At 65.0% G+C, this 14,146-nt stretch carries 17 protein-coding genes and 1 tRNA gene; 7 read left to right on the top strand and 11 right to left on the bottom strand.

From position 1 onward, the window contains the following. Window positions 1–488: 488 nt before the first annotated feature. On the top strand, window positions 489–1,589 hold the full coding sequence (locus ACQKOE_RS00185; RefSeq protein ID WP_427511039.1) for a branched-chain amino acid aminotransferase: 1,101 nt from the start codon (window positions 489–491) through the stop codon (window positions 1,587–1,589). Between the two features lie 147 nt (window positions 1,590–1,736). On the opposite strand, the gene ACQKOE_RS00180 is transcribed toward ACQKOE_RS00185, so the two are convergent. The 3 genes from ACQKOE_RS00180 to ACQKOE_RS00170 all read right to left on the bottom strand — a co-directional run bounded on the left by ACQKOE_RS00180 (window position 1,737) and on the right by ACQKOE_RS00170 (window position 5,672). Beyond that, on the bottom strand, window positions 1,737–2,729 hold the full coding sequence (locus tag ACQKOE_RS00180; protein ID WP_427511038.1) for a DNA topoisomerase IB: 993 nt from the start codon (window positions 2,727–2,729) through the stop codon (window positions 1,737–1,739). Between the two features lie 35 nt (window positions 2,730–2,764). Next, a complete protein-coding gene (locus ACQKOE_RS00175; RefSeq protein WP_427511037.1) occupies window positions 2,765–3,748 on the bottom strand; it encodes a TIGR01777 family oxidoreductase in 984 nt (327 codons plus the stop codon). 271 nt (window positions 3,749–4,019) lie between these two features. Continuing rightward, a complete protein-coding gene (locus tag ACQKOE_RS00170; protein ID WP_427511036.1) occupies window positions 4,020–5,672 on the bottom strand; it encodes a M20/M25/M40 family metallo-hydrolase in 1,653 nt (550 codons plus the stop codon). A 119-nt stretch (window positions 5,673–5,791) separates the two neighbouring features. Between ACQKOE_RS00170 and yghU the strand changes: the two genes are divergently transcribed. The 3 genes from yghU (at window position 5,792) to ACQKOE_RS00155 (ending at window position 7,473) form a co-directional block, all read left to right on the top strand. Then, window positions 5,792–6,640, top strand: coding sequence for a glutathione-dependent disulfide-bond oxidoreductase (gene yghU / locus ACQKOE_RS00165; protein ID WP_427511035.1), 849 nt, complete (start codon window positions 5,792–5,794; stop codon window positions 6,638–6,640). Window positions 6,641–6,690: 50 nt separating this feature from the next. Beyond that, window positions 6,691–6,765 (top strand) — tRNA-Gln (locus ACQKOE_RS00160). Window positions 6,766–6,873: 108 nt separating this feature from the next. Then, window positions 6,874–7,473 carry a DUF4142 domain-containing protein gene (locus tag ACQKOE_RS00155; RefSeq protein WP_427511034.1) on the top strand — a complete coding sequence of 200 codons (600 nt, stop codon included), beginning with the start codon at window positions 6,874–6,876 and terminating at the stop codon, window positions 7,471–7,473. 26 nt (window positions 7,474–7,499) lie between these two features. Here ACQKOE_RS00155 and ACQKOE_RS00150 read toward each other — a convergent pair whose 3' ends face one another. Genes ACQKOE_RS00150 through ACQKOE_RS00135 form a run of 4 tightly spaced genes read right to left on the bottom strand, consistent with a single transcriptional unit; the run spans window position 7,500 to window position 10,483 of the window. Beyond that, entirely contained in the window at window positions 7,500–7,844 is a 345-nt protein-coding gene (locus ACQKOE_RS00150) for a DUF2794 domain-containing protein (protein WP_374591143.1), read from the bottom strand. Next, on the bottom strand, window positions 7,841–8,554 hold the full coding sequence (gene epsC, locus ACQKOE_RS00145) for a serine O-acetyltransferase EpsC (protein WP_374591140.1): 714 nt from the start codon (window positions 8,552–8,554) through the stop codon (window positions 7,841–7,843). The genes ACQKOE_RS00150 and epsC overlap by 4 nt, the downstream gene beginning before the upstream one ends. 29 nt (window positions 8,555–8,583) lie before the next feature. Next, window positions 8,584–9,198, bottom strand: a complete 615-nt coding sequence (locus ACQKOE_RS00140; protein WP_427511033.1) for an ATPase — start codon at window positions 9,196–9,198, stop codon at window positions 8,584–8,586. Between the two features lie 4 nt (window positions 9,199–9,202). After that, window positions 9,203–10,483 (bottom strand): heavy-metal-associated domain-containing protein, encoded by a 1,281-nt coding sequence (locus tag ACQKOE_RS00135; RefSeq protein ID WP_427511032.1) that lies wholly within the window; start codon window positions 10,481–10,483, stop codon window positions 9,203–9,205. A 71-nt stretch (window positions 10,484–10,554) separates the two neighbouring features. Here ACQKOE_RS00135 and purM point away from each other — a divergent pair, with 71 nt between their 5' ends. From purM to ACQKOE_RS00120, 3 genes are read left to right on the top strand one after another with little or no spacing between them, the layout of a single operon-like run. Then, window positions 10,555–11,646, top strand: coding sequence for a phosphoribosylformylglycinamidine cyclo-ligase (gene purM, locus ACQKOE_RS00130; protein WP_427511031.1), 1,092 nt, complete (start codon window positions 10,555–10,557; stop codon window positions 11,644–11,646). Continuing rightward, window positions 11,639–12,214, top strand: a complete 576-nt coding sequence (gene purN, locus ACQKOE_RS00125) for a phosphoribosylglycinamide formyltransferase (protein ID WP_427511030.1) — start codon at window positions 11,639–11,641, stop codon at window positions 12,212–12,214. Before purM ends, purN begins: the two co-directional genes overlap by 8 nt. 13 nt (window positions 12,215–12,227) lie before the next feature. Beyond that, window positions 12,228–12,353: a hypothetical protein gene (locus tag ACQKOE_RS00120; protein ID WP_427511029.1), complete on the top strand. Its 126-nt coding sequence runs from the start codon at window positions 12,228–12,230 to the stop codon at window positions 12,351–12,353. 22 nt (window positions 12,354–12,375) lie between these two features. On the opposite strand, the gene ACQKOE_RS00115 is transcribed toward ACQKOE_RS00120, so the two are convergent. The 4 genes from ACQKOE_RS00115 to ACQKOE_RS00100 form a co-directional block, all read right to left on the bottom strand. After that, the gene (locus ACQKOE_RS00115) at window positions 12,376–12,621 is read right to left on the bottom strand and encodes a hypothetical protein (RefSeq protein ID WP_427511028.1); all 246 of its coding nucleotides are present in this window, start codon (window positions 12,619–12,621) and stop codon (window positions 12,376–12,378) included. A 108-nt stretch (window positions 12,622–12,729) separates the two neighbouring features. Further along, window positions 12,730–12,987, bottom strand: coding sequence for a YdcH family protein (locus tag ACQKOE_RS00110; protein ID WP_427511027.1), 258 nt, complete (start codon window positions 12,985–12,987; stop codon window positions 12,730–12,732). Window positions 12,988–13,129: 142 nt separating this feature from the next. Next, window positions 13,130–13,552, bottom strand: coding sequence for a nucleoside-diphosphate kinase (gene ndk, locus ACQKOE_RS00105; protein WP_374589941.1), 423 nt, complete (start codon window positions 13,550–13,552; stop codon window positions 13,130–13,132). A gap of 83 nt (window positions 13,553–13,635) precedes the next feature. Next, window positions 13,636–14,073, bottom strand: a complete 438-nt coding sequence (locus ACQKOE_RS00100) for a DNA polymerase III subunit chi (RefSeq protein ID WP_427511026.1) — start codon at window positions 14,071–14,073, stop codon at window positions 13,636–13,638. Window positions 14,074–14,146 lie beyond the last annotated feature (73 nt).

Below are 14,146 nucleotides of genomic sequence, written 5' to 3'. Positions count from 1 at the left end.
CGGAAGTGGCGGATTCTGGCAGCGAAAAAAATCAATGCAAGACTTGTTGATTTCGCGCGAATGATTCACACCTAGGGACAAGGACGGTTCGCCTCCGGGCGGATCGGCCCCAGCTTCCAGCCGGAAGCGTTTTGGCTCAACAGCGCGAAAGGAGGTGACCGATGTCTCATGGTTCAGCAGGGAGGTCGGTGATCCGCGTTATGGAGCATTATCGCTGAGTTTCGATTTCGCGATAAAGGCTTCGTGAGCGGCACTTCCGGCCGCTGACCATGTGAAGGCCCGCTTCTGGCTTAGCCAGGGCGGGCCTTCTCATTTTTGCACCTGCGTCTGGCGCCTCCCCACTTCTCCGGCCCGCTCCCGCTTGGCCTGCACGGCAATTCACGCTATGCAGGAAAGCGAAATAAGCCCTTTTCATTTATTACTCTGCGCTTGCACCGAAGGTAATTTTCGTTCAATGCGCGCGCTCCGTAACAGAAGGATCGAAGCCCATGGCGACAATCGCCGAATCCCGGACCCAGTTCACGCACTTGCCCCACCCTTCCCCGGTGGCAGACGACGTGCGGGCCGAGATTGTGGCGAACCCCGGTTTCGGCAGCCGTTTTACCGACCACATGGTCACGATTGACTGGAGCGAGGACGCCGGCTGGCACAATCCCACGGTCGCGCCCTATGGCCCGATCCCGCTCGATCCAGCAGCGTCCGTGCTGCACTATGCGCAGGAAATCTTTGAAGGGCTGAAAGCCTATCGCCATCCCGATGGCTCGATGGCGCTGTTCCGGCCCCAGGCGAACGCGGCGCGCTTCAACGCGTCGGCCAAGCGGCTGGCCATGCCGGAACTGCCGGAGGAAATGTTCGTCAGCGCGATCGAGGAACTGGTGCGGGCGGACAAGGCCTGGTTCCCCACGGTTGAAGGCGGCTCGCTCTACCTGCGTCCCTTCATGATCGCGACCGAAGCTTTCCTGGGCGTGCGTCCGGCCAAGGCTTACAAGTTCATCGTCATCGCCAGCCCGGCGGGCAATTACTTCAAGTCGGGCGCTCCGGCCGTTTCGATCTGGGTATCGGATTACACCCGCGCGGCCCCCGGCGGCACCGGCGCGGCCAAGTGTGGTGGCAACTATGCCGCCAGCCTGGTGCCGACCGCCGAAGCCTTTGCCAAGGGGCACGACCAGGTGCTGTTCCTCGACGCGGCAGAGCACCGCTGGATCGAGGAACTGGGCGGCATGAACCTGTTCTTCGCCTTCGCCGATGGCAGCCTGTCGACCCCGCCGCTGACCGGCACGATCCTGCCCGGCATCACCCGCGACAGCCTGATCCAGCTGGCCCGCGAGGAAGGGCTGACCGTCCGCGAAGACCGCTACAGCCTGGACCAGTGGCGCGCCGATGCTGCATCGGGCAACCTCGTAGAAGTCTTCGCTTGCGGTACGGCAGCCGTGGTCACCCCGGTCGGCAAGGTTGCGGGCAAGGACGGCGAATTCACCATTGGTTCGGGCGGTCCCGGCCAGGTCACCGGCAAGCTGAAAGCACGCCTCACTGCCATCCAGCGCGGGGAAGCGGCCGACAGCCACGGCTGGGTGCACCGCATCGGGTAGGAAATCCGGCTGAGGCAGGCTGGACCGGCTCTCGGATGCCCCGCCCCGCTCACCCTGAGCCTGTCGAAGGGTGACGTTCGGCAATCCGGCTTCGACAAGCTCAGCCTGAGCGGCGTCTTGCATCAAAGGGTGAGAGCCAATGCGCTCTCACGCCCGCTCCTCGAGAAACGCGATCAGCCCGCGTTCGGCCCGCGATAGCCAACGCGACTTGCGCGGCAGGACCAGGGCCTTGCGCCATTCCTCCTGCCGTTCGACCAGCGCGATCACTTCGGGGTGGACGTAGCTTTTTCGCGCAATGGCCGGGGTGTTTGAGAGCCTCTGACTGACCTCTTCCAGCACCGGCTTGAGGCCCAGCCGCTCCCTGGCTCCTGCCAGCAGTTCAAAGGCGAGGACGCTGGCGTGCCAGGTGCGGAAATGCTTGGCGGTAAAGTCTTCGCCCATCGTTTCGCGCAAATAGGCATTCACGTCGCCCGACGTGACCGGTCGGGGTTCGCCCTTATCGTCAAGATACTGGAACAGGTTCTGCCCAGGCAGATCCTGCATCCGCTTGACGAAGCGGGCCAGACTGCGGTCAGTGATCTTCATGACGCAGTCCTTGCCGCTCTTGGCCCGGAACCGCAGACGCAGGGTCTGCCCTTTCAGTTCAGCGTGGCGCATCCGCAGCGTGGTTGCGCCAAAGCTGCGGTTCGCCTTGGCATAGGCTTCGTTCCCCACCCGGATACCGCCGGTATCGAGCAAGCGGACGACAGAGGCGACCGCCCGCTCCAGCGTCAGGGCAGTCCCCGCCAGATCCGCTTCCACCCGCTGCCGGACCAGTGGCAGCAGCTTGCCGAATGCAACGCAGCCGTCGAACTTCTCGGCTTCCCGCGCGGCGCGGAAATCGGGGTGGTAGCGGTATTGCTTGCGCCCCTTGTCATCGATCCCGGTGGCAAGGATGTGGCCGTTCGGCGCCGGGCAAAACCAGGCATCGCGATAGGCCGGTGGCAGCGCCACGGAATTGAGTCGCGCCACTTCGGCGCGGTCCGCAACGGGCAACCCGGCTGCGTCAAAATAGCGCCAGCCCTTGCCCGCGCGGCGGCGCGTTATGCCCGGCAGGCTGTCATCAACGAAAACCAGGCGAGCGGACGGGTCTGACGGCATTAACCCGCAACGCCAGCGCTCCTTGCCGGTTCCGCTCAGCGCCGGGCGAGGATGGCTTCCAGCGCCTCGTCCAGATCGGCGTAGCGAAAGGCAAAGCCGCTCGCCTCGGCCCGGACCGGGTGGACCCGCTGGCCCCCCAGCAGCAATTCCTCGGCAAATTGCCCCAGCACCAGTTTCAAGGGGAGCGCCGGAACCGGGATCACTGCGGGACGGCGCAGCGCCTTGCCCAGGCTGCGGACGAATTCGCGGTTGCGGACCGGCTGCGGGGCGGTGCCGTTGATCGGGCCGCTAAGGTCCGGATGCGCAATGCAGTGGGAAATCAGGCGGATCAGGTCGTCACGGTGGATCCAGCTCATCCAGTGCTGGCCCCGGCCAAAGGGACCGCCCAGTCCCAGCTTGAACGGCATCAGCATCCGCCCCAGCAATCCGCCTGCGCGGTCCAGCACCAGCCCGATCCGCAAGCGCACGGTGCGCAGTCCTGTCGCTTCGACCCGCTCGGCAGCGTCTTCGATCGCCAGGCAAACATCGCGCGAGAAGCAGGGAGCGCCGTCGCTGCTTTCGTCCAGGGCCTCGTCCCCGCGAATCCCGTACCAACCGATGGCGCTGGCCGTGACGAAGACCTTGGGGCGGGCAATGAGGCGCTGGATAAGCTTCAGGCAGGCGCCGATCATGTCGAGCCGCGAGGTGATGATCCGCCGCCGCTTTGCTGCGGTCCACAGGCCGTCCGCAATCGGCTCTCCGGCCAGGTTCACAATGGCATCGACGCGCGTATCGCCAGGAATCTCGTCGAGCGTCCCGACCGTCCAGGCCTTGCCCGGAACCGCCGCACTCCCAGGCTTGCGCGACAGAACGATGGCATAATGGCCCGCGTCCAGCAGTGCCTCGATGAGCCGGCTACCGACAAAGCCGGTACCCCCGGTAACAAGAACGGTGTGGTGGCCCGAAAGAGCGGAAACCAAAGCGGCGGGCGACTCAGAAGGGTGGCTGGTGAATCGCGCAGATGACGCGAGATCGTGCATCCACGCGGTCTAAGCCGATCGCTGGACAAAGGGCAGATGGCAGAAAGGACAGGTGTTTCCAACCTGGATCAAGCCGCGCCCGATCCGGCTTCGACAAGCTCAGCCTGAGCGGGGTTTGGCGACCCGAAAGTCCGTTCGTCCTGAGGAGGTGCTGAAGCCGCAGGCTGAAGCGCTGTCTCGAAGGACCGCGTAAAGCGCTGTGGTTCGAGATGGTCCTTCAATCTTCGATTTCAGGACCTCCTCACCACGAACGGATTCGTTCAGGCCCTCGCTACTGCCCCACCTTGCCCCGCGCTGCGGCGAATTCGCTGCCCGGTTTCCATACCGGCCAGCGGTTTGAATTGGCCAGGTCCCAACCGATGTCGCGCAGCAGTTCGATGTCCTGCACCGCGCCAGCCATTTTCCAGTTCCGGTCCCAGGCATCGCAGGCCTGGTGATAGCAGCGCCCGGTGTAATCATCGATCCACGCCTGCCCCCCGGCACGGCCGCCCTCGACCAGGTCCGAAGCGCCAGCCAGGCTCATCATCAGCAGCACCGGAACGCCGCGCTTGGCGAAGGAGAAGTGGTCCGCGCGGTAGAACAGGCCGCGTTCGGGCAGGTTCTCCGGCGTCACCGTCCGGCCTTGGTTCGCCGCAAAGGCCGCGAGTTCGTCCTCCATGCTGGACTGGCCCTTGCCGATCAGCACCACGTCGCGCGCCTTGCCTGCGGTTTGCAGCACGTCGACGGTCAGGTTGGCGACCGTCTTGGCCATCGGATAGACCGGATCGACCGCATAGGCTTCTGACCCCAGCAGCCCGCGCTCTTCCGCCGTCCAGGCGGCGAAAACCACGCTGCGCTTGGGAGCGGGAGCGGACTTCATCTGTCCGGCGATTTCCAGCAGCGCGGCAATGCCAAGCGCGTCGTCATTCGCGCCGGCGCGGTAGATACGGCCCTGGGCATCAGGCTTGCCCTCTCCATAAGCGTCCCAGTGAGCGCCGAACATGATCACTTCATCCGGCCGCTCGCTGCCGGGCAGCCTGGCCAGGACGTTGTGGCTGGTGATGACTTCGGGCGCGTTCGGGATCGCGGCGGAAAGCGTCACGCCCTTCAGTTCCACCGGGCGGAACTTCGCCGAGCGCGCCGCAACGCGCAGCTTCTTCAGGTCAAGCCCCGCGCTGGCAAACAGGCGGTCGCCCTGCTCGTGGCTGACCCAGCCCTGCACGGCCAGGCTGGTCTGGCTGCCGTCCTTGCGCACCAGGCCATAGTTTTCACCGCCCGGGCTGGTGATGACATTCCAGCCGTAGCCGACCCCTTCGGCATCGTGGACGATCAGCGCCGCCACGGCCCCGCGTCTTGCCGCTTCCTCGAACTTGTAGGTCCAGCGGCCGTAATAGGTCATGGCCTTGCCGCCGAACTTGCCCGCGACCGCTTCACCCTTGGCCGCTTCGAAGTCGGGATCGTTGATCAGGAATACCGCGACCTTGCCCTTCAGGTCCTGGCCCTTGAAATCGTCCCATTTGCGTTCCGGCGCGGTCACGCCATAGCCGACAAAGACCAGCGGAGCAGAGGCAACCGTAGCCACGGCATCGTTGCGCAGCGTGGAAAGGTAGATGTCGGTTCCCAGCTTGAGCGGGACCTTGCCCTGCGGTGTCGCCAGTTCCAGCTGCTGCGGCGCGCCCAGCCGGGTGTGGAGCAGCGGCACCTTCTGGATCCACTGTCCGTCCGGCCCGCCCGGTTCCAGCCCCAGCGCCTGAAACCGCCCGATCAGATAGCCAATGGTCCGCTCTTCCCCGATGGTTCCGGGGGCGCGGCCCTGGAACCAGTCGTCGGTCATGGTGCGGACGGTCTGGATCAGGCCAGCCTCGCTGATCGGTTCCTGGGCGGCGGCGGGGACGGCGAAGGACAGCGCAGCAAGGGCTGCGGCAACAAGGGTGCGTTTGGACATGGCCCATGCCTAGCCATTCTGCCCATAAAGGCAATCGTGCGCCGCCAATTGCCCCTTGCGAAGGCGCGGCATAGCCCGCATTCAAGGGGCAACGACCAACCGAATTGAGGAAATGCACCATGGCCGATGCCGAATATACGCCCCCTGCGGTATGGACCTGGGACCCGGGCAACGGCGGCCCCTTTGCCAGCATCAACCGACCCACGGCGGGCGCCCAGCAGGAAAAGGAACTTCCCGTCGGGCAGCATCCCTTCCAGGTCTATTCGCTCGGCACGCCCAACGGCCAGAAGGTCACGATCATGCTGGAGGAGCTGCTGGAAGCTGGGCATTCCGGTGCGGAATACGATGCCTGGATGATCAACATCGGCCAGGGCGACCAGTTCGGTTCGGGCTTTGTCGCGCTCAACCCCAACAGCAAGATCCCGGCCATGCTGGACCGCAGCGGGGACAAGCCGATCCGCCTGTTCGAAAGCGGCGCGATGCTGCTGCACCTGGCGGACAAGTTCGGCGCCTTCATCCCGCAAGACCCCGCCGCGCGGGCCGAAGTGCTGTGCTGGCTGATGTGGCAGATGGGCAGCGCGCCGTTCATTGGCGGCGGTTATGGCCACTTCTATCACTATGCCCCGGTGAAGATCGAATATGCGATCAACCGCTACGCGATGGAAACCAAGCGCCTGTTCGACGTGGCCAATAACCGGCTGAAGGAAGCCCGCTTCCTGGGCGGCGATGACTACACCATTGCCGACATGGCGGCTTTCCCCTGGCTGGGCAACCTCTACGCGGGCAACGCCTATGGCAATACGCGCGAATTTCTGCAGCTCGATCAATACGAAGCGGTGGGCCGCTGGGTGGAAGAGATCAAGGAACGCCCGGCCGTCCAGCGCGGCCGGATCGTCAACACCGCCAAGATGCCGGAACGGCATTCGGCAGCGGACTTCGACAAGGTTGAAAACACCGATCCTGCCTAAGATTACCCCTTCCCAACCCCGCGCGGCCTTTCTATAGGCCGCGCTCCCGCTGGGGCGTCGCCAAGTGGTAAGGCACCGGTTTTTGGTACCGGCATTCGCAGGTTCGAATCCTGCCGCCCCAGCCAAGGGTTCCACACGGAACCACCTCTCCTGCATCATCGCCGTATTTTCTCGACCGGGAACGAACCCGGCCTGCGATGGGTTGTGGACGGAACATTCAGGAGTTCCACGCCATGTCCTACCGTCCCTTCGTGATCCTCAGCGCCATGTCCGCCTTCTGTTTCTCCGTCGCGGCCTGTTCCAATGACCGGGACGACAAGGCCGCAACGGCCGAGGCTACTTCCGTGGCCGACGGTTCGGGTGACCTGAGCAGCAATGGGGCCATGGCCAGCGATGCGGCCGTCACTGCGGGCAGCGCGGCAGAGGCGTTCCTGCTCGATGCGATCAGGGGCAACAACAGCGAGATGAAGTTCGGACGGCTTGCCGCTGAAAAGGGGTCGAGCAAGGCCGTGAAGGACTATGGCACGATGCTGGTCAACGATCACGGCAAGGCCGGTGCCGAGGCGCTCACCCTGGCGACCAGCGCGGGCCTTGCCCGGACGAACTCCACCAATCCCGAAGCAGACGCGGAATATGCGAAACTTGAGGGGCTGACCGGCGCGGATTTTGACAAGGAGTTCACCCGCTTCATGGTCGAAGAGCACCAGAAGACGATCACCAAGTTCGAAACCGCGGCCAAGGACACCCAGAACGCCGCCGTGGCGGACTTTGCGCGCAAGACCCTGCCGACTCTGAAAAAGCACTTGGAACGCGCGCAATCGCTGGCCAAATAAGCCATCGCCGCCGAGACGACGGCGGCTTAGTCCACCAGCTTGACCAGCTTGCGCTCCAGCGGGGAAAGCACGCCCGGCAATTCATGCCCGCGCTTGAGCACCTGGCCCGCTTCCCCGATCAGCGCCCACATGCCCTGCTTGCTGCGCAAGGCGGGACGTTTTTCGATACGGGCCACGGGGCGCTCGGCAGCGCGGCGGAAGGCAGAGAAGACCGCTGCCTCGCGGTCAAAATCCATCGCGTAGTCGCGCCATTCCCCGGCGGCGACCATGCGGCCATAGAGGTCCAGGATTCGTTGCAGTTCTTCGCGCGTGAACCCCACCTGCGTCGGCCGGACGGCCTGGATGGGGAAAGGCGTAACCGTTCCGCTCAAGCCGTTTTGGCCTTGCCCTTGCCAGTGCCGCCTTGCTTGGCGAGGAGTTCGTCACGCTCTTTCAGCAGCTCGTCCAGCTGCTTTTGCATGATCTGCATCTGGCATTGCAGGATTTCCAGCTTTTGCGTGGCCGGATCAAAGCGTTCGCTGCATGGCGTGCCATAGGGGACGAAGCTTTGGGTTTCCGGCTTCACTTCGACCAGGGTGGCCTTGGCCGGTATCCCGATCATGGTCGCCCCTTCCGGCACGTCCTTGGTCACCACCGCATTGGCACCGATGCGGGCACCTGCGCCGACGTGGATCGGGCCAAGGATCGCCGCACCCAGGCTGACGATCACACCGTCCCCGATGGTGGGATGCCGTTTGCCGCCTATGCCATTGGTGGGATTGGTGCCGCCCAGGGTGCTGCCCTGGTACATGGTGACATTGTCCCCAATTTCCGCCGTTTCGCCAATCACGACAAAGCCGTGGTCGATGAAGAAATTGCGCCCGATCTTGGCGCCCGGATGAATGTCGATCGCGGTCATGAAACGGCTGAACGTGTTCACCAGCCGGGCCAGCAGGAACAGCTGCGCTTCGAACAGCCAGTGTGCCACGCGGTGGAGGCCGAGAGCCCAGACGCCGGGGAACATCAGCACTTCCCAGCGCGAGCGGGGGCTGGGATCGCGGGCGACCACGGAATCCAGATAGCGGGTCAGGTCTTCCAGCATCGTATCCCCATTGTCCCCCAAACAGCGCGTCAAAGCAAGCGCGGCTCGCTGGGTCCCATCACTTCGTCCAGTGCCTCGCGCCAGATTCCCTGGCTGGGCGGCGCTTTTCGTTCCAGGCTGATGCGATCGATCGTGGCCACCAGCCGCTCGGCTCCGATATGGGAACGCTCAGCGCGCGGCACAAGATAGGACACGGCGTCCGGCCCCAGGGCCAGCCCGCGCTGTTCGGCGTGGAGCAGGATCAGTTCGCCCAGCATCTCATCGTCCGGCGTGCCGATCTGCAAGTGCAGCGCTGCCCCCAGGCGGGAGGCGAGATCCGGCAAGGCGATGCGCCACTCCCCTTCTCCGCCCGTCGCCGTGAGCAGCAAGGGCGTGCCGTTTTCCTGGGCGCGGTTCCAGCGGTGGAACAGTTCGGTTTCGTCCATTTGCGGGGCATCGTCGATGGCTTCGCCCGCGCCGCTTTCCATGAACCAGCGCGCGATCAGCGACTTGGCCGAACGCGGCGGCCCGAACAGGATCGCCGTGCGAAACGGCCAGGTCTGCGCCACTTGCAGCGCTTCGAGCGCCGCGCGGTTGGCATTGCCGATCACGATCCGGCTGGGCGCGGCGCTGCCGACGTTCAGGGGAAGGACAATCTGGCTCATGCCCTCAGCGCCGGATCGAAAGCGCGTTGGTGCCCACCGTGACGCGATAGCCGCGCGCGCGCAGGGCATCGGCCAGGCTGTTGAGATCGCCCTCAACCGTCACCCGCATGACCGATGTACCGCCCATGGCAAGGCTGGTCGTCGCCGCGCCGCGCACCCCCGGGGCTGACCGCACCGCGCCCAGCGCCGCATCGACCGCAGCCGCATCGGGCGATGCGAACTGCACCGTAAAGGTCCGCGTCTCGACCGGAGCGGCCACCGTCGGCGCAGCGCTTGGCGTGGCACTGGCAGCGGCATCGGGTGCGGCAGCTTCCGCGCTCTGCCCCGCAGCGATCAGGGCGGCCAAAGCAGGATCGATCCCCTGGCTGACGTTCAAGGTGCTGTCCGGCTTGAGCCGACCATCGGCCAGCGCGCGGGCGTAGATCTGGTCCAGCCGCGCCACGGCATCGTTCAGCATCTTGGGCAGACCCGCCTCGTCATTGGCGGTCAGGACGAAGCTATCCAGGAAGGTATTGTCCGGGCCGTAACGCGCCGTGAAAGTACCGCGCACCGGGCCGCCGGGCCATTGCCGCTCCAGCCGCGCCTCGGGCATGATGACGTCCGCCGCGCCAAATTGGTCCAGCACGTTGCGCCACCAGGCACGGCTGCGACGTTCGGGCTGGCCCGCCGTGATCAGCAGCGAATCGCCACCGGACCCGACCGGACGCACATAGTCGACCGGGCTGGCGCCAGCGCGGAATTCAGCCCAGGCGCGCTGCCACGGCCCCTTGATCTCATAGACCTGCGCCACTCCGCCCGAATGCAGCACCGGCACGATCAGCAGCGGGGCCGAACGCGGAATGCCGCTGGTATCGCCGCTGTTCCCGCCGATGAACTGCCCCGCGCGGGCGCGATCGAACACGACGCTGAGCCGCGCGAAATAGCGGCGCGGGCCGATCTCTTCCCGCTCGATCACCACGGCGGCGACCATCGCCTGAAGCTGGCTGTCGCTGATGTCCGGGCCGCCCGCCTGCTTCCAGGCCTTGCGCGCGGCTTCCTGCCAGCCGTTCAGGCGGGCTTCCTCAGCCGTCTTTCCGGTGGTGTTCACTTCGATCCCGGCAATCTCGATGTCCGAAGTGCTGGCCACCGGAATGATCCCGCGATCCGCCTCGATCTGGGCGATCAGACGCTCTACCCCGACTACGGACAAGGCCACGGCAAGCGCGATTCCCAGCCCGCTGAACAGCGTGGCAGCAGGGCCAAGGCGGCGAAAGCGCGGCGAGAGGGAGGGTAAAACGACTGCCATGGGGGAAAACCAAGCGCCTTTTGCCCAATCACTCATGGAAATCCAAGCAGGAAAGCGTTAGGCGGCAAGCGATGTCTGAAAAGTCTTACAGCTATGAGCAGGCCGGCGTCTCGATCGCGGCCGGAAACGCCCTCGTCAAGGCGATTGCGCCGCTGGCCCGCGCCACCGCGCGGCCGGGTGCCGATCCCGAACTGGGGGGCTTCGGCGGCTTCTTTGACCTGAAGGCCGCGGGCTACTCGGATCCGCTGCTGGTCGCCGCCAATGACGGCGTGGGCACCAAGGTCAAGCTGGCCATCGACCATGATCGCCACGACGCCATCGGCATCGACCTGGTTGCCATGTGCGTCAACGACCTGATCGTGCAAGGGGCTGAGCCGCTGCTGTTCCTGGACTATTTCGCCACCGGCAAGCTGGAAAACGGCATTGCCGAGCGCGTGGTGGCCGGGATCGCCGATGGCTGCAAGCTCGCCGGATGCGCGCTGATCGGCGGGGAAACGGCGGAAATGCCAGGGATGTATGCTGCAGGCGACTATGACCTGGCGGGGTTCTGCGTCGGCGCGGTCGAGCGCGGCGAACAGCTGGTGGGCGACAAGGTGTCCGCTGGAGACGTGCTGCTGGGTCTGGCCAGTTCCGGCGTCCATTCCAACGGCTACTCGCTGGTCCGCCGCCTCGCTGCGGACAAGGGCTGGAAGCTGGATCGCCCTGCTCTGTTCGATCCCGACCGCCTGCTGATCGACCACCTGATCGAACCGACCCGGATCTATGTGAAGAGCCTGCTCCCGCTGATCCGCGCGGGGCGCATTCATGCGCTGGCGCACATCACCGGCGGCGGCTTGCTGGAAAACGTTCCCCGCGTCCTGCCCGATGGCCTCCACGCCCGGATCGATGCCGGAGCCTGGGACCAGCCGCGCCTGATGGCCTTCCTGCAAGCGCAGGGGAATATCGAGCCGGCGGAAATGGCGCGCACGTTCAACTGCGGGATCGGCATGGTCCTGGCGGTCAGCGCTGACGAGGCTGCGGGCGTTCAGGCAGACCTTACCGCAGCGGGCGAAACGGTCCATGTGATCGGCGCGATCGAGCCCGGTCCGCGCGGGTGCACCGTGCAGGGCGCGGCCGAAGTCTGGTCCGCGCGGGGCAGCTGGGAGGCCAGCCACCTTGCCTGAGCGCGCCAAGGTTGCCGTCCTGATTTCCGGTAGCGGCACCAATATGGCGGCGCTGCTTTACGCCAGCCGCGCGGCGGATTGCCCTTACGAGATCGCGCTGGTCGCTTCAAACAATCCCGAAGCGGGCGGGCTGCGACTGGCCGAAGCAGAAGGCGTGCCGGCCTTTGCCCTGCCGCACAAGGGCATGGCGCGGCTGGATCACGACATGGCGATGGACGCGGCGATTCGCGCCAGCGGTGCGCAGTTCGTGGCGCTGGCCGGATACATGCGCATTCTGACGCCGGAATTCGTCGGCGGCTGGCAAGGGCGGATGGTCAACATCCACCCCAGCCTGCTGCCAAAGTACAAGGGCCTCCACACCCACGACCGCGCGATTGAGGCTGGCGACAGCCACGGCGGCTGCACGGTCCATCTGGTTACCGCCGAACTGGATGACGGCCCGATCCTGGGCCAGACGCCTGTGGCGATTGTCTCGGGCGACACGGCGGACTCGCTTGCCGCGCGGGTACTGATAGCCGAGCACCAGCTCTATTCGCGCTGCCTGGCGCGGCTGGTGTCGCAGCCCTGAAGCTCGCCTTGGAATGATCGTCACCCCGGCGCAGGCCGGGGCCCAGAACCGCAAGCGAATCCGGGCCGCTGTGCGGCTCGTCTTATCCGGGCTGGACCCCGGCCTGCGCCGGGGTGACGGCGATGGTGTGGTCTATTGAACCGCCCCCGGCTGCGCAGAACTCAGGTAATCTCGCTGCCTTCGACCACAGGGCGTGCCTCGCGCGTGCCGCGATAGCGGGCATCAGGCTCCGTGGGGCCGGGGCTGATCACCACGTGATCCTCGTGCACTTCCAGCAGGGTGCCGACAAAGGGCCAATCCTCCATGGTCGTGACCCGGTAGCTGACCGTATCGCCGACCTTGAACGTGGCCGGATCGAAATTGAATGCGAACGGGCAGTCTTCGCCCTCTCCGCCCATGCCTTTCATTGCGAATCTCCCTTTGCACGCAGTCTTAACGTGCAAGGGCGTCAGGGCAATGCGGTGAAAGCAAAAGCAACGTCACCCTGAAACAAGTTCAGGGTGACGGAAATTTACTCAGGCGCTGGCGTCAGCCTTGGCCTTGGCGATGATGCCCGAAATCTCGTCGATCAGGGCCAGCCGCTTTTTCTTGAGCGATTCGGTATAATCGTCCGACGGGGTTTCGATCTGCGCCTCGATGCGGTGAATTTCGCCGTTCACTTCGTGATAGCGCTCGGCCAGGGTCACGAAATGGCGGTCCAACATCTTCAGCTTGTGAAGCAGTTCGTGGTCGTTCGGAAATTCGTCTGCCAGTTCGTGCGGGGTGTTCGACATTGATGACTCCTCTGTTGCCCTAAGGTCTTGAGAAGCATCCTTCCCTGCCCCCGTCGGCCCCGCGTTGCGCTTGGTCAAATCGCAAAGAAAAAGGCCGCCACCGGTGGTGACGGCCCCTTTCAGGCGTTGGCGGATCGCAAGATCAGCCGACGATTTCTTCCGGCTTGAAGAAGTAGGCGATTTCGATCGCCGCGTTCTCTTCGCTGTCCGAACCGTGGACGGTGTTTTCACCGATCGACAGGGCATAGGTCTTGCGGATGGTACCTTCGGCAGCATCGGCCGGATTGGTTGCGCCCATCACTTCGCGGTTGCGGGCAACGGCGTCTTCGCCTTCCAGAACCTGGACGACGACCGGCTCGCTCATCATGAAATCGCACAGTTCGCCGAAGAAGGGGCGCTCCTTGTGAACCGCGTAGAAGCCTTCGGCCTGTTCGCGGGTCATGTGGATGCGCTTGCTGGCGACGACGCGCAGGCCGGCTTCTTCCAGCATCTTGGTGACCGCGCCGGTCAGGTTGCGGCGGGTGGCATCGGGCTTGATGATCGAAAAGGTGCGGGTAACCGCCATGATATTCGTCCTTGCGATTTTATGGTTTTCGGGGATGGCGCGCCCCTAGCGGGGAAAATGCTGCGCTGCAAGAACGACTGCGCCTAGCCTGCCTTCTCCCATTTGCCGGGGGCAAGCTGGCGCCAATAGTGCCGCTCCATCCCTTCGCGCCCGTCGAGGCTGCGCCAGGTGGCACGGGCCCCTTCGATGGTCTGTCCGTCAAACAGCAGGAAAACCCGGTCGAAGCCCTCCGCCCCTTCGCGCCACAGTCCGTCGGCCAGAGCCAGGAACGTGGCGCCATTGGGATTGGCCAGACTGTCGGCCAGGAGGATCGGTTGGCGCGCATCGTGCGGACCGCCTGCGGGGGCATGGGCCAGGAAATCGGCCTTTACCGCCCACAGCGCGTCACTGATCCGCGTCAGCTGCGCCGCGTCCGCCGACACCACCAGCACCCGCGCCCCGGCCTCGCGCATCTTCGCCGCAAGCTGCGGCAAAGCACCTTCGACCGGGGTCTGGCTGAGCTGGTAGAAATCTACTCTCATCCCACGCACCTCGCAGCCCTCCCCGCTGCGACTAGCCTCGCCTGTGGCTTGGCAAGTCTCGCTCCCCTCCCGC

Source organism: Novosphingobium sp. NPDC080210 (genome assembly GCF_050281025.1).
Classification (GTDB): Bacteria; Pseudomonadota; Alphaproteobacteria; order Sphingomonadales; family Sphingomonadaceae; genus Novosphingobium.
This window is presented reverse-complemented; position numbering and strand designations above follow the sequence as displayed.

Excerpts from the sequence above, each read along its gene's own strand:
- ACQKOE_RS00185 (WP_427511039.1), top strand. The coding sequence starts at position 489 with ATGGCGACAATCGCCGAATCCCGGACCCAGTTCACGCACTTGCCCCAC.
- ACQKOE_RS00180 (WP_427511038.1), bottom strand. The coding sequence starts at position 2,729 with ATGCCGTCAGACCCGTCCGCTCGCCTGGTTTTCGTTGATGACAGCCTG.
- ACQKOE_RS00175 (WP_427511037.1), bottom strand. The coding sequence starts at position 3,748 with ATGCACGATCTCGCGTCATCTGCGCGATTCACCAGCCACCCTTCTGAG.
- ACQKOE_RS00170 (WP_427511036.1), bottom strand. The coding sequence starts at position 5,672 with ATGTCCAAACGCACCCTTGTTGCCGCAGCCCTTGCTGCGCTGTCCTTC.
- yghU (WP_427511035.1), top strand. The coding sequence starts at position 5,792 with ATGGCCGATGCCGAATATACGCCCCCTGCGGTATGGACCTGGGACCCG.
- ACQKOE_RS00155 (WP_427511034.1), top strand. The coding sequence starts at position 6,874 with ATGTCCTACCGTCCCTTCGTGATCCTCAGCGCCATGTCCGCCTTCTGT.
- epsC (WP_374591140.1), bottom strand. The coding sequence starts at position 8,554 with ATGCTGGAAGACCTGACCCGCTATCTGGATTCCGTGGTCGCCCGCGAT.
- ACQKOE_RS00140 (WP_427511033.1), bottom strand. The coding sequence starts at position 9,198 with ATGAGCCAGATTGTCCTTCCCCTGAACGTCGGCAGCGCCGCGCCCAGC.
- ACQKOE_RS00135 (WP_427511032.1), bottom strand. The coding sequence starts at position 10,483 with ATGGCAGTCGTTTTACCCTCCCTCTCGCCGCGCTTTCGCCGCCTTGGC.
- purM (WP_427511031.1), top strand. The coding sequence starts at position 10,555 with ATGTCTGAAAAGTCTTACAGCTATGAGCAGGCCGGCGTCTCGATCGCG.
- ACQKOE_RS00120 (WP_427511029.1), top strand. The coding sequence starts at position 12,228 with ATGATCGTCACCCCGGCGCAGGCCGGGGCCCAGAACCGCAAGCGAATC.
- ACQKOE_RS00115 (WP_427511028.1), bottom strand. The coding sequence starts at position 12,621 with ATGAAAGGCATGGGCGGAGAGGGCGAAGACTGCCCGTTCGCATTCAAT.
- ACQKOE_RS00110 (WP_427511027.1), bottom strand. The coding sequence starts at position 12,987 with ATGTCGAACACCCCGCACGAACTGGCAGACGAATTTCCGAACGACCAC.
- ndk (WP_374589941.1), bottom strand. The coding sequence starts at position 13,552 with ATGGCGGTTACCCGCACCTTTTCGATCATCAAGCCCGATGCCACCCGC.
- ACQKOE_RS00100 (WP_427511026.1), bottom strand. The coding sequence starts at position 14,073 with ATGAGAGTAGATTTCTACCAGCTCAGCCAGACCCCGGTCGAAGGTGCT.